The 12565-nt window shown below is 39.4% G+C and carries 16 protein-coding genes and 1 riboswitch; of the genes, 12 read left to right on the forward strand and 4 right to left on the reverse strand.

The features are described 5' to 3' along the window. The first annotated feature begins 125 nt into the window (after positions 1-125). From sigX to NYE23_RS02750, 5 genes are all read left to right on the forward strand, one after another. Positions 126-677: an RNA polymerase sigma factor SigX gene (gene sigX, locus NYE23_RS02730; protein ID WP_341075269.1), complete on the forward strand. Its 552-nt coding sequence runs from the start codon at positions 126-128 to the stop codon at positions 675-677. Further along, entirely contained in the window at positions 652-1914 is a 1263-nt protein-coding gene (locus tag NYE23_RS02735; RefSeq protein ID WP_341075270.1) for a hypothetical protein, read from the forward strand. The genes sigX and NYE23_RS02735 overlap by 26 nt, the downstream gene beginning before the upstream one ends. Positions 1915-2128: 214 nt before the next feature. Then, the gene (locus NYE23_RS02740; RefSeq protein WP_341075272.1) at positions 2129-3028 is read left to right on the forward strand and encodes a LysM peptidoglycan-binding domain-containing protein; all 900 of its coding nucleotides are present in this window, start codon (positions 2129-2131) and stop codon (positions 3026-3028) included. Between the two features lie 68 nt (positions 3029-3096). Then, positions 3097-3909 carry a histidinol-phosphatase gene (locus NYE23_RS02745; RefSeq protein ID WP_341075275.1) on the forward strand — a complete coding sequence of 271 codons (813 nt, stop codon included), beginning with the start codon at positions 3097-3099 and terminating at the stop codon, positions 3907-3909. 155 nt (positions 3910-4064) lie between these two features. Further along, positions 4065-4236: riboswitch (FMN riboswitch) on the forward strand. 162 nt (positions 4237-4398) lie between these two features. Further along, positions 4399-4983: an ECF transporter S component gene (locus tag NYE23_RS02750; protein ID WP_341075276.1), complete on the forward strand. Its 585-nt coding sequence runs from the start codon at positions 4399-4401 to the stop codon at positions 4981-4983. Between the two features lie 127 nt (positions 4984-5110). On the opposite strand, the gene NYE23_RS02755 is transcribed toward NYE23_RS02750, so the two are convergent. After that, positions 5111-5359: a ferredoxin gene (locus tag NYE23_RS02755; RefSeq protein ID WP_026584182.1), complete on the reverse strand. Its 249-nt coding sequence runs from the start codon at positions 5357-5359 to the stop codon at positions 5111-5113. A gap of 261 nt (positions 5360-5620) precedes the next feature. Between NYE23_RS02755 and NYE23_RS02760 the strand changes: the two genes are divergently transcribed. From NYE23_RS02760 to NYE23_RS02780, 5 genes are all read left to right on the forward strand, one after another. Then, a complete protein-coding gene (locus NYE23_RS02760) occupies positions 5621-6679 on the forward strand; it encodes a helix-turn-helix domain-containing protein (RefSeq protein ID WP_341075277.1) in 1059 nt (352 codons plus the stop codon). Next, positions 6676-8175, forward strand: a complete 1500-nt coding sequence (locus tag NYE23_RS02765) for a RecQ family ATP-dependent DNA helicase (protein ID WP_341075278.1) — start codon at positions 6676-6678, stop codon at positions 8173-8175. The genes NYE23_RS02760 and NYE23_RS02765 overlap by 4 nt, the downstream gene beginning before the upstream one ends. A 6-nt stretch (positions 8176-8181) precedes the next feature. Next, complete coding sequence (locus tag NYE23_RS02770; RefSeq protein WP_341075279.1) at positions 8182-8793, forward strand: CPBP family intramembrane glutamic endopeptidase; 612 nt, start codon at positions 8182-8184, stop codon at positions 8791-8793. Between the two features lie 50 nt (positions 8794-8843). Continuing rightward, positions 8844-9572: a LysM peptidoglycan-binding domain-containing protein gene (locus tag NYE23_RS02775; protein ID WP_341075281.1), complete on the forward strand. Its 729-nt coding sequence runs from the start codon at positions 8844-8846 to the stop codon at positions 9570-9572. Positions 9573-9658: 86 nt separating this feature from the next. Further along, a complete protein-coding gene (locus tag NYE23_RS02780) occupies positions 9659-10117 on the forward strand; it encodes a YpbF family protein (protein WP_341075284.1) in 459 nt (152 codons plus the stop codon). 53 nt (positions 10118-10170) lie between these two features. Here the strand turns inward: NYE23_RS02780 and cotJC are convergent, their stop codons facing one another. From cotJC to NYE23_RS02795, 3 genes are all read right to left on the reverse strand, one after another. After that, positions 10171-10740 carry a spore coat protein CotJC gene (gene cotJC / locus NYE23_RS02785; protein WP_341075285.1) on the reverse strand — a complete coding sequence of 190 codons (570 nt, stop codon included), beginning with the start codon at positions 10738-10740 and terminating at the stop codon, positions 10171-10173. A gap of 81 nt (positions 10741-10821) precedes the next feature. Further along, positions 10822-11082 (reverse strand): spore coat protein CotJB, encoded by a 261-nt coding sequence (locus NYE23_RS02790; protein ID WP_341080580.1) that lies wholly within the window; start codon positions 11080-11082, stop codon positions 10822-10824. Beyond that, entirely contained in the window at positions 11082-11309 is a 228-nt protein-coding gene (locus NYE23_RS02795) for a spore coat associated protein CotJA (RefSeq protein WP_076260414.1), read from the reverse strand. The genes NYE23_RS02790 and NYE23_RS02795 overlap by 1 nt, the downstream gene beginning before the upstream one ends. Positions 11310-11452: 143 nt before the next feature. Between NYE23_RS02795 and NYE23_RS02800 the strand changes: the two genes are divergently transcribed. Together NYE23_RS02800 and NYE23_RS02805 are read left to right on the forward strand one after the other, a co-directional pair. After that, on the forward strand, positions 11453-12085 hold the full coding sequence (locus NYE23_RS02800; protein ID WP_341075287.1) for a CBS domain-containing protein: 633 nt from the start codon (positions 11453-11455) through the stop codon (positions 12083-12085). A 59-nt stretch (positions 12086-12144) separates the two neighbouring features. Continuing rightward, on the forward strand, positions 12145-12549 hold the full coding sequence (locus NYE23_RS02805; RefSeq protein WP_341075289.1) for a hypothetical protein: 405 nt from the start codon (positions 12145-12147) through the stop codon (positions 12547-12549). Positions 12550-12565: the final 16 nt, after the last annotated feature.

Genomic DNA, 12565 nt, shown 5'->3' on the forward strand with positions numbered 1-12565 from the left:
CGAAGGCAGGGAGTAATCCTCCATCCAATCAGGCTATTGCGCTTTTCTGCACAATAATAATATAGTTAAACTGTAACTTTTTTTAGAGAGAGAACGACTATTTTATTGAACGGGGAGGGGAATTCATGGACTCCGTTTTTGATGAACTTTATAAAAAATACCATCAGGACGTTTTTCAATTTCTTTTTTATATGGTCAAAAACAAGGAACTGGCTGAGGATTTAGTCCAGGAAGTCTATATAAGAGTATTAAAGTCTTATGAAAGATTTGAAGGGAAAAGCAGCGAAAAAACATGGCTCTTTTCAATTGCGCGGAATGTTGCCATTGATTCCTTTCGCAAGCAAAAGGGCTGGAAACAAAAGATTATGGAGAAATTTGACTGGTCAACTCAGCAGGTAAAGGATGAGCTCCCCTTGCCTGAAGAAATTGCTGTTCAACGAGAAGAAATTCAGATGATCTATCGCTGTCTGGATTTATGCACCATGGACCAGAGGCTTGTCATTATTATGAGATATATACATGAACTTACCATTACAGAAACAGCTGATTCACTTGGCTGGACTGAAAGTAAGGTGAAGACAACACAGCATCGTGCGTTAAAGGTACTAAAAAATCATATGGAACAATTTAAGGCAAAGGAGGGAATGGATAATGAAGGAATCAAAGTGGAGCGATGAGCAGCTTAAGGAATTGCTGAGCCAGATGCCTAAAATTAAAGATAATCGTGACCCGAGAGAAATTTATCAAACCATAGAAATCAAGATGAGCAAACAAAAGAAAAGAACATGGCTGCTGCCTGCTGCAGCAGCGGCTGCTGCCTTGCTCCTGCTTTTCATTCTTGCCCCGAACCTTATGAATTGGCAGGAGTCTGCTGATAAGCAAGTCGAAATTCAATCAGAACTGACACAATCATCTGAACAAATAACAGGTGACAATAACAGCATATCGGAAGCAAAAGACGAAGATTCAGACCCGGAACCTCTTGCAAAAGAAGAAGATCCACAAGAGGATCATGCGCAGCTTTCCGGTGACCCGGAAAAAGACTCAAGCGATGATATAAGCATGAAGTCTGTTTCATCCGAAGCAAGCCCTACTGCCGTTTATGAAGAAGACTTGGCAGGAAAGGAAGTGCTGACTTATGCGATTCCTGATAAGGAGGCTCAAAATATAGTACCTGTCAGCGTTTTAGTTGATGAGGATCCGCGCAGAACGAAATTTGAGTTATTTGAAGACACGATGAGCAAACTTACTGAGGATACATGGGGTTTAGAGGATTACTATCCTTTAAAAGCAAATTTAACACATGATCAGGAAAGTAATTTACTGACAGTTGATGTGCCTGCGGATCACCCATACAGTATGTCCTCCACCACAGAGTTGCTTTTAGAGAAGGTTATGGCAAATATAATGAAAAATCTTGATATAGAAAAGATTAACCTCACGACGGAAGGGAAAGCCGGCATTGAGTTCAGCCATTATGGATATAGAGAGGAATTTATCCCGGAAAATAGCAATGGTAACTTAATTTATTATTTCTTATATTCCAATGGTTCTGATTCAACACCATTCCTGGTCCCGTTAAGAGAAGAGCTCAATTCGGTAAAAGATGCTCTAAAAGCCATGAAGCAAAATAGGACTGAAAATAATTTACAGGCATCCATACCGGATGATATTGATTTTGAAATAGAAGAAATAAAGGATGGCAAACTCATAATCCGTTTTAATAATGAATCAGAAATAATCGATAATGCACCAACACTTCATGCGATCGAAGCAATCCTTCTTACGGCAAAAGACTTTGATTTCGACACGGTCAAATTAGAAAATGCAGATGTTGATAAAATTGGCAAGTTTGATCTTAATGAGGATTTAAAGGTTCCGGTAGCTGCTAATAAACGAGATTTGCCAAATTAGAAAGGCGGCCCTATGTGGCCGTCTTTTCCATTTCAGGATAAAGTTCCTCCATATCTGCATAAAAACCTTGCTGCTGGAAGAATACTAATCACTGTGCTTTTATGAGCTTTATTGTTAATTGTTCTAAAAGAGTACAAGCTGTCATAGGGTGAAAGAGGGTGCGGAAAGAAAGCACTCGTACGGATATTTCAGCTGACATCATAGGAGGAAAAGAATGAAGGATTACATAAGGCGTTTCTTTATCGCAGGAATAATGGCTCTTTGTGTGAGTCTGCTATTTCTGGGAGGGAAGCATTCTAAAGCTGCTGAGCCAAAAATTTCTGAGTTGACAGAGCATTGGGTGTGGCCGGCAGATGGTGTTATTACGGACACGTATGGGACAAGAAGTGGTCAGCATAAGGGCATTGATATTGCCGGAGATTCCGGTTCTCCGGTTTATGCCGCTGACTCTGGAATTGTGTCCAGGTCGTATTACTCTCAAACATACGGAAATGTGATATTTATTAAACATAACAACCAAACTGAAACAGTATACGCCCATCTGAATAAACGATTATCTGCTGAAGGTGAAAAAGTTGCGCTCGGACAGAAGATCGGATTGATGGGAAGCACGGGTGACTCTTCAGGAGTCCATCTTCATTTTGAAATACATGCGCAGGCATGGACAGCTGATAAAATAAATGCAGTTGATCCTTCTGTGGCATTCGGCATGGGAGAAGTTGGACAAGCTGTAAATGCAGCGGTAAGAACTGAAAACGCACGTGAAGTTTCAGCCAGGCCGTCTAATTTTAATTCGGGGCAAATAACAAATTATTCCGGGGAAACCTACCATATAGTTAAAACCGGGGAAACATTATGGACCATCGCTGCACACTATAATCTGCAGCCCGGTGATATTGCCGATCTAAATAATATTAATCCTGATCACATTTTTACAGGTCAAAAGCTGCTGATAAAACCCGGCAAATTTAGCGAATACACTGTTAAACAAGGCGATACATTAACTTCTATAGCGAAAATGCATGATACAACAGCAGAAGCTATTAAAGAGGTAAACAATGCAAATTCAGATGTTATCAAAATTGGACAAATTCTAATCATTAACAAAAATTAGTATAGAAATGATTGCACCGCTTTACTCCCTTAAAGTATAATGGGTAAAAAACTGGGGGAGTTAGAGAAATGCTTACAGACTATCATAACCATCTTGAAAATGGCACGCTAAGCCTGGACTATTTAAAAAAATTCACAGATGCTGCAGCCCGGAAAGGGATTGAATCTTTTGGCATCTCGGAGCATGCATATCATTTCTTTCAGACAGCAGACATTCTGCAAAATCCATGGGTAAACGAAAGGCGCTTTTATGATATGAAAGACTATGTGAAAGTTTTTCAAGAAGCGTGGGGTAATAATATAGATGTAAAAATGTCAATCGAAATGGACTACACGCCGGGCAAGCATGATGAAATGGCGAAGTTTATTAACAGTTACTCATTTGATTATGTAATTGGATCCATTCATTGGGTTGGAGATTTCGGCATAGATCTTGCTGAGTTTAGAAAAGAATGGGATAAACGGGATCTTTATGAAGTATATCGGAAATATTTTGATCAAGTGGTTACACTGGCCCAATCAAATTTATTTGATATTGTAGGCCATTTAGACCTCGTGAAAATTTTTAAATATGTGCCCCAGGATGAAGAATTTTTGCTGGAGCAGTACGATCGTGCAGCCAATGCATTGTCAGAATCCAAGACATGTGTTGAAATCAGCACAGCCGGTCTGCGAAAGCCAGTCGGTGAATTATACCCGGACAAACGGCTCCTGCAGAAATGCTATGATAAAAATATCCCGATTGTACTTTCATCTGATGCGCACTTTCCTGAACATGTAGGTGCCGATTTTGATAAGGCGATTGCTCTGGCAAAAGAAGTCGGATATCAGTCCATCATGACTTTTTCCAAAGGAGAAAGAAAGGAATATCCGCTTGGATAATACAAAAGGGATGGCGGAGCCTCCCTTTTGTATTATCCAAAAAAATTTAATAGGCAAGGGCATGGATAAATATATGTATCAAGTACATACAGATAAACAAATCCCTTCACAGAATAACTTTTTTTCAGTATAATTAATCTGTATAAATAAATACGGTCTATCTTCGGGGCAGGGTGAAATTCCCGACCGGCGGTGATGGGTCAGTCTTGACTCTAAGCCCGCGAGCCTGAGAGAAGCGTTTTAATCGAAAAACGCTTTGCATTTAATTGGGCAGGATTTGGTGCGATTCCAAAGCCGACAGTACAGTCTGGATGGGAGAAGATGGAGGTTCTGCAGACGTTCAAAAAATGCAGGTTTTGAACGTTATTAAGCGTGCCTTTGCAATTCTCCCTCAAGTTATTTTAGCTTGGGGGTTATTTATTGCGAAGATATTTGCTTAGCTGAACCTTTCTTCTATAGGAGAGATAGTCCTAAAAAGGAGAGAGGAACTTGAAAAAACTTAATATCAAATCAATGGTTGCCATCGGAATGCTAAGCAGCATCTCTTACGTATTAATGCTGCTCAATTTTCCAATTCCTCCGTTTCCGCAATTTTTAATGATTGACTTCAGCGATATTCCTGCATTAATCGCAGCGTTAATCTTTGGACCGGCGGCAGGAATATTAGTGGAGCTTATTAAAAATATTCTTGATTACTTCATGACAGGGAGTGCAACAGGTGTACCTGTCGGACATATTGCAAACTTTGCGGCAGGCATTTTGTTCGTCTTGCCTACTTATTATGTATACAGAAAGCTGAAGACCAAAAAAGGCATGACGTTTGGGCTCGTAATCGGCACCATGGTGATGGCTGTTATTATGAGTGTGCTTAATTACCTTGTCATTCTGCCGGCATATACTTTCTTCCTGAATTTCCCGGCAATGTCAGCGCCTGAAATGAGAACAATGATTGTGACAGGGATTTTGCCATTCAATATTTTAAAAGGACTTATTATTTCAATTGTTTTCATGCTGATTTTTACACGCATGAGAACCTGGGTGGAAAAGCAGGCTGTAATGAAAAGCGCAGCATAATGAATATATAATTTAAAGCAGCGGCAAATGTTCCGCTGCTTTTTCAATTTGATAGCATCATAAAAAAACTCCCTTTCTAGTTGAAAGGGAGCAGTAGCTTAACAAAGATTAGAGTATGGTTGAAGGATTATTCGTATTTAAGCGGGTCGCCATCAAAAGCGTCATCAGCAACTTTGATTGAATCGGTTGGGCAGCCTTCGAATGCATCCATCATATCGTCAATTAATACATCTGGAATCTCAACGATACCCTGGTTATCATCAAGGGTAACAAATGCGATGCCTTCATCATCATAATCATAAATGTCCGGTGCAGCTGCGCCGCAAGCTCCACATGCAATGCATGTTTCTTTGTCAACAATTGTATACTTTGCCATGAAAAAAACCTCCCAAGAATTAAACAATTAATCTTCCATCAAGATGATGGTAACACATTCCTCACATCCTATTGTAAAACTGTATGTTCAACTTTTCAATAGAAAATGTATTGAGAATGCTTATCACATAAGGGTTTAGGCATAATTTACCCTGTTAAAAATAATTAAAACGGCCTGCCGATTTCTTTCATGATAAAATAGAAGTAAGAAAATGAATGTAATGAAACTTGAAAAAAATCTTAAGCCGTAAGGTGAACATTAATGCATAGATCATATTTGAAAACTGTAATAATGTACTGTGTTAAAGAATTACAGGGGCAAAGAACTATATATTCCATTTTACATTTGATGAATGGGAAAAAGTCTTCCCAGACCATCCAAGATGCTCATTTATTTCAATTAACCCCACTTTTTCGCACCTTTGGAAATTTAAGCAGGGGAGTTCTGGACCATCTTGCAGAAGAAATCATAAACAGCAGCTGGATGACTTCCATTGATGAAAAGCATTACATTTTGACTGCAGAAGGGAAGAAAGAACTGGAAAGATCTCTTTTAGAATGTCCAATTCCTTCATCATTAAACGGATGGCTGTATCATAGTACAGGTGAATTGTTTTGGGAGAGGATTACTCTTTTAATTCAGGTAATATCACATTTAAATAACAATAATGTAAAATACCTTCCTATCCAAAGGAAAAGAGATGTTCATGAATGGCTGAAAGACTTTCTGAGAACATCGGGATTTGCCCGCAATGAAGTTGGGGCTATGCTGTACAGGGAACTTGGCCAGTCCCTCGAAGAGCTAAGTGATATTAATCCTGCTGTGCTGACATTGAGGCTGACAGGCTATAACCGTATTGGCCTCACAGCTGTTCAGGCTTCAGAACAGCTCGGAATCAGTCAGGATTATTACCACCATCAGTTCCTTGGAGCTATTCACCATATACTGGAAAGAGCAAGAGAAAATCCTGCCAAATATCCGCTTATCAATAAGATCGTGAGCGATGCAGGAAATGAAGTTCAACTGACATTGTCTGCCCAAAAGACTTACACACTGTTAAAACAGGGACTGGATTTGGATGATATTGCTAAAATGAGAAGATTGAAAAAAAGTACCATTGAGGATCATGTTGTGGAAGTGGCGTTAAACGACAGTGGATTTAATATCACTCGTTATGTCTCAGAGGCTAAACAGAAACTGATCATTCATGCAGCCAGCAGTGCTGATTCATTGCAATTAAAGCAAATACGTCAAATAGTGCCTGAATCCGATTATTTTGAAATCAGATTAGTAATGGCAAAGCTTGGAGAGGGACAATGAGACTGGAAGCACTATTGCAAAGCAAATTTGGATATCCTGCCTTCAGGCCTGGACAAAAGGAAATTATTGAATCCGTGCTCGCAGGCAGAAATACTGTTGCCATGCTGCCAACAGGTACAGGTAAATCCCTTTGCTATCAGCTGCCGGGATATATGATTGAAGGCCAGGTGATTATTATTTCTCCTTTGCTGTCCCTGATGCAGGATCAGGCCGAACAGCTTATGATGAATGGGGAAAAAAAGGTGATAGCATTCAATTCTTTTTTATCCCGCACAGAAAAAAGACAGGCATTAATTAACCTGAACCAGTATAAGTTTATCTTTATTTCTCCTGAAATGCTTTATTATGAATCAGTACTAACTCAGCTGAAAAAATTGCGCATAGCTTTATTTGTTGTTGATGAGGCTCATTGCATCTCCCAATGGGGATATGATTTCAGGCCTGATTATCTAAAGCTTGGCGAAGTGAGACAAAAGATAGGAAACCCCGTTACACTTGCTTTAACTGCCACAGCTACCCGTGAAGTTAAAGCAGATATAAAAAAGTCACTCGGCATACTGGACTGCAGCGAATTTATTTTCTCGGTTGACCGTCCTAATATTGCACTGACTGTAGAAAAGGCAGAAAATTACCGTGTAAAAACAGAGAGGCTCGTGGAGCTTGCGGAGAGCCTTAAGGGTCCTGGCATTATATATTTTTCCAGCAAAAAAATGGCTGAACAAACAGCCGATCTGCTGAGGGAAAAAGGAGCTAAAAGAGTGATGGCTTATCATGGGGGAATGGATAATGAAAGCCGCATCCTTGTGCAGCAGCAGTTTATCCACGGCCAACTCGAGCTTATTTGCGCTACAAGCGCCTTTGGCATGGGAATTAATAAAGATAATATCCGGTATGTGATACACTTTCATATGCCTCTTCAAATTGAATCTTACTTGCAGGAAATTGGACGGGCGGGGAGAGATGGAAAACAAAGTATTGCTATTATGCTCTATGCACCGGGTGATGAGCAGCTTCCTCTGCAGATTGCAGAAAATGAATTACCTGACAGGTCTCAAATCGATTGGATCAGCGACTGGATGGAAGAAAACCCGAATGCGATCATGAATATCAGTGCTTATGAAGAGCAAATTAAGCAGCGTTCCGGTTTAACAGATATTCAATGGAGAATATTTTATGATTTTTTTGAACGGAAAAACAAATCTGGACTGGGTTTTAAAAGGATTCTGCAGGAAATGAATGGGTACTGCGAAGACAGAATCAAATTTAAAAGAAATAGCATTGAGGAAGTATACAGATGGATTCACAAGAAAAATTGCCGGAGAGAGAATATACTTTCCTGCTTTGATGAGAAAAAAAATACCTCAGTTCAATTCTGCTGTGATATATGCGGTTTGCAAATTGAAAATTTCACAAGAAACACAAAATCAGATAATCAGGATAAAACGTTCTATGATTGGAAAAATCATTTAGAATATCTCCTGATTCCAGGTGAGTGAACCAAAATGAAGAAAAGATACGAGGATATCATTAAGGAATTAACTGACAAGGAACTATTATTTCATCTATATCTTACTCAGGTGCTTATTTTAGCCATTGCATTCATCCTAAGTATTATATTTTTTAACAGCTTTAAGGAATTCCAGGCTCTTTTTATACTTGATGATATTGATATTCTTGTAATAGGAGCAGCGGCAGGATTGGCTGTTGTCCTGATTGATATTGTCTTGATGAAGCTCCTCCCTGAGGAAATGTATGATGACGGAGGGTTAAATAAGAAAATTTTTCAAAACCGCCATTTTCTTCATATTGCTTTTATTGCAGCAGTTGTGGCTATAAGCGAAGAACTTCTCTTCAGGGGTGTCATTCAGACCCATTTCGGACTTGCGATATCAAGTCTAATTTTTGCGCTAGTTCATTATCGATATCTTTTTAATTGGTTTTTGTTTGTAAATATTATTACATTAAGCTTTTTTATAGGTTATATTTATCATATAACCAATAATTTGGTTGTTACGATTGTTATGCATTTTCTGATTGATTTTCTTCTGGGTATTCTTATTCGAAAACGGTACCTGAAAAAATCTAATGAGGAAAATACAATGAACAATAGTTAACAGCAGTTCAATAAACTTCTAATGATTTTTTTTGCAGGAAGGGATGAAACATGAATAAAGAAGATCCTTATAGAGATCAAGCTGAAAGACTCCGCAAGAAGATTGACAGAAAACAGGAAACGGGAGACAGCGGGCAAAAATCCGCTTTGCCGCCGCGGAGCCGTATACATCAGGAAAAAAGAAAAAAAAATAAATGGAGAGTTAAATACCCTGTTATTCGCTTGCTGGCTTTATTTTTTATCCTGCTCCCGATTACCATTTTCAGCATATATCAATATATAAGCAGTGATAAAAGCATCAATACCGGGTTAAATGCAGAATCTGAAGAAATGGGTTCTGAAACGGTTGTTTTCGCCACAAATGATGAAGATGAAGGGACGACCATAGAAGTAAGAGAAGAGCAGGAAAGTGAGAAGCCTAAAAAAGCTGAAAAAGCTGAAGAGACACAAGAGAAAGAAGCTGCCAGCGACCAGGAGAAAAAACAGGTTCCCCAAAAGTCTGCTGCAGAAGATAAAGGTTCTGAACCCGCTTCCGATAAAGAGGCCAAAGAAACAGCTTCTGTAAGTACAGACCCTTCAAAAACAGCCGGGACACAGGAAGAATTAAAAAAGGAAGGCAAAGTTGTCTACCATACAGTTCAACCGAAGGAAACAATCTTTCGAATTGCCATGACCTATTATAAGTCACAGTCCGGAATTGAAATAATAAAGCAAGCCAACAATTTGCCGTCAAATGAAATACAAACAGGTCAGGTATTAAAAATCCCGCTTGAGCAATAAAAGAGTCTCAGGCCATCAGCTTCCTTCTCTCCCAGTCATAGAATAATGTACAAGCTCATACATTATTATGAAAGGGAGGGAGCGTTTTGGAATCGCCGATTAGAATGCTTGACGAACGTACAGACCAGGCAACAAGAAAAATGCTTGAGAAAGTAGTAGAGAGAAAACAAAAGTTTGACCGATTCAAGTCCTGGCATTTAATTGCCATGTGGGCGACTGTTTTTATATCTTTTTTATTCTTATTCTATCTTTATAAGAGTGTTATGCAGCCATACTCTTATTCGTTTGCATCCATGTTTTCGGCTTTTGTCAATCAGTCTGCTAATTTCTATTTACTCGTTTTTACGGTTGGTCTTTATGGGCTTATGAATCTTCTGAGAGAAAAAAGAGAGAAAGCAGAAAAAGAATTTCATGCCCTCAGGTGTGAAATAATTGATAAGAGCAAAGATCTCTGGAAAAAAGAAGATGAATGGAAAAATCGCCATACCGTTTTCGAAATGATGAAAAAAAATTATGATATAAACCTTTATCATGAGAACAAATGAAAGATCAGCAAATGGAAAAAGAAGCAGCCTGCCTGCTTCTTTTTGTTAAGTATTTAGAAGAATTTTTTCTTATCCCGTTCTTCCTTTAGAATTTCAACGGCTTCTCTGAAGCGCTGGGAATGAATAATCTCTCTTTCTCTTAAAAACCGGAGTCCGTCATTAAGATCCGGGTCATCACTCATGTTTATAATCCACTGATAGGTTGCCCTTGCTTTCTCTTCTGCGGCGATGTCTTCGTATAAATCAGCTATTGGATCGCCTTTTGCCTGGATATAAGAAGCTGTCCAAGGCACACCTGCAGCATTATGATAAAACAGTGCATTATCATGGTTAGCATAATGGGCATCCAGGCCGGCAGTCTTCATTTGATCAGGCGTAGCATCCTTCGTTAATTTGTAAACCATTGTAGCAATCATTTCCAGATGTGCAAACTCTTCGGTTCCAATATCTGTAAGGAGTCCGATTACCTTATCTGGAATAGTATAACGCTGATTCAAATATCTTAGTGCGGCAGCAAGTTCACCGTCCGCACCCCCATATTGTTCAATTAGATATTTTGCCAGTTTAGGATTGCACGTGCTTACCTTAACCGGATATTGAAGCTTTTTTTCGTAAACCCACATTTTATTCTCAGCCTCCTTAGGAAGTCCGCTAGTAATCCGGCCCTGAGCGCCTCCATATTAAGAAGGCGCCTGAAAATCAATTTAAACCTGCCATGGCCACGGGGGATCATCCCAATTCCATGGCTGTCCCGAATAGCTGTGGCCAAATTGCATTAATGGGCCATATTTGCTCTCTATGGCATTTCTCAGTTTTTTCCGTTCTTTTGCGTAATGGTTGAATTGCTTAATGGCTTCTGAATCATTATTGTGAGTGTCAAGGTACAAAGTCAGATCAACAAGAACAAAGTCTACAGCCTGAAGCTGTTCGAGAAGCTGGTAGTAATCTGCCGGCAATTGTTTCATCACTGCTGTCCCTCCCTGGCTTTTTCATAGGGACTGTACCATGGATCATAGAAAGCCTTCCAAAGCGTACCTGTTTTTAAGGCCTGCATCGGTGTAAACTGTTCAAGTCCTGGCGGCTGGAATCCCATATAAAGGTTTGGAGGTGTGGAATAAGTTTTGACCTTTATAGGAGTGCAGGGGTCAAAGGGGCTTACATATGGGTGCCAGGTTTTACGGAGTGTATTCATCATAATCCCTCCTTTTTATGCGTCAATGAAACTTATGAGAAGCATGGTGTTTTTATGAGTGTTTACTCCAATAAAAAGAGGGAAAAGTTGAGGCAATAGCGAATTTAATAGGTATAATTAATATTACTCTTGAGGTGATGGCAATGTTTGTGAAAAGTATTATGATCCCCAAACATAACTGTAAAACAATCGGACAGGATGCAGCTTTGAAAGAAGCTCTGGCCTTGCTGGAGAACAACCAGATCGATGGACTTCCCGTTTTGGATGGCGATCAATATGCCGGCATAATTACCAGATTTGGTATATACGAGAACTTCTTTTTGGCGGGGAAATCTAAGGAAGATTTTCTTGAAGGAACACTCGTAAAGGATATTGCCACACACCAGGAGCAATATTTACAGGGAAATGAAATTTTTGAAAAAACACTGCTGGATTTAAAGGATTTTCCTTTGCTTGCTGTCTTGGGGGATAACAGCAAATTTCTGGGCATCGTTACTCGCTTTGATGTTCTTGCTCAATTCCAATCTGCTTTTGGAACCAATAAACCTGGTGTCAGAATTGCATTTACCTCTGTAGAAGCGGAAGGACGAATTGCCCGTTTGGCCGAAATCGCCCATTACTTCCATGAACACATCATATCCCTTGTTACTTTTGATGAAACAGACAAGCTGGTCCGCCGCATCGTCATGAAGGTAGAGAAAAATGATAATATGGATAAGTTCATCAGCCGGCTTGAAAAATCCGGTTTCCGTGTTCTGGATATTTCGGAAGATTAATGTATATATAGTCAACAAAATCAATCCTTCTCATACACTCTGTATGGGAGGGGTTTTTAGTGTTTGTAACTTTGCTGAAGCTGGTGACTGGCTTTATTGGCGGCATTTTATTTATTAAATTTTTTCCGGTGTCTATTCCAATGGGCATTTCAGATATGATTGTTATTTTTGTGCTCGAGCCGGCAGGCTTTGTCCTGGGCATGACATTTTTTCTTATCTCCTTTATAGCCAACGCAGAAATCATTAGGATGATCATTGAATGGACTGCCGGGGTTTTTAAAAATATCAAGTCATTGAAAGAAAGCAATGCTTTGTTTGGGACTGTTCTGATCTTATTGCTGATGGGATGCTTTTTTACTTTGTCAGTTCTTTCGCCATGGGAAGCGTTTGCCCTTTTCTGTTTTTCGGCAATCTATGGTATTATTTCTTTAGATTTCAAGAAAATCAATTTTGCTGGAGACTGAGTAAAGGCGATTGATG

The organism is Cytobacillus sp. FSL H8-0458, from assembly GCF_038002165.1.
GTDB lineage: Bacteria > Bacillota > Bacilli > Bacillales > Cytobacillaceae > Cytobacillus.

Coding starts and splice junctions, on each gene's coding strand:
- NYE23_RS02800 (WP_341075287.1), top strand. CDS start 11,453: ATGTTTGTGAAAAGTATTATGATCCCCAAACATAACTGTAAAACAATC.
- cotJC (WP_341075285.1), bottom strand. CDS start 10,740: ATGTGGGTTTACGAAAAAAAGCTTCAATATCCGGTTAAGGTAAGCACG.
- NYE23_RS02735 (WP_341075270.1), top strand. CDS start 652: ATGAAGGAATCAAAGTGGAGCGATGAGCAGCTTAAGGAATTGCTGAGC.
- NYE23_RS02745 (WP_341075275.1), top strand. CDS start 3,097: ATGCTTACAGACTATCATAACCATCTTGAAAATGGCACGCTAAGCCTG.
- NYE23_RS02740 (WP_341075272.1), top strand. CDS start 2,129: ATGAAGGATTACATAAGGCGTTTCTTTATCGCAGGAATAATGGCTCTT.
- NYE23_RS02770 (WP_341075279.1), top strand. CDS start 8,182: ATGAAGAAAAGATACGAGGATATCATTAAGGAATTAACTGACAAGGAA.
- NYE23_RS02790 (WP_341080580.1), bottom strand. CDS start 11,082: ATGAAACAATTGCCGGCAGATTACTACCAGCTTCTCGAACAGCTTCAG.
- NYE23_RS02755 (WP_026584182.1), bottom strand. CDS start 5,359: ATGGCAAAGTATACAATTGTTGACAAAGAAACATGCATTGCATGTGGA.
- NYE23_RS02760 (WP_341075277.1), top strand. CDS start 5,621: ATGCATAGATCATATTTGAAAACTGTAATAATGTACTGTGTTAAAGAA.
- NYE23_RS02795 (WP_076260414.1), bottom strand. CDS start 11,309: ATGAATACACTCCGTAAAACCTGGCACCCATATGTAAGCCCCTTTGAC.
- sigX (WP_341075269.1), top strand. CDS start 126: ATGGACTCCGTTTTTGATGAACTTTATAAAAAATACCATCAGGACGTT.
- NYE23_RS02765 (WP_341075278.1), top strand. CDS start 6,676: ATGAGACTGGAAGCACTATTGCAAAGCAAATTTGGATATCCTGCCTTC.
- NYE23_RS02775 (WP_341075281.1), top strand. CDS start 8,844: ATGAATAAAGAAGATCCTTATAGAGATCAAGCTGAAAGACTCCGCAAG.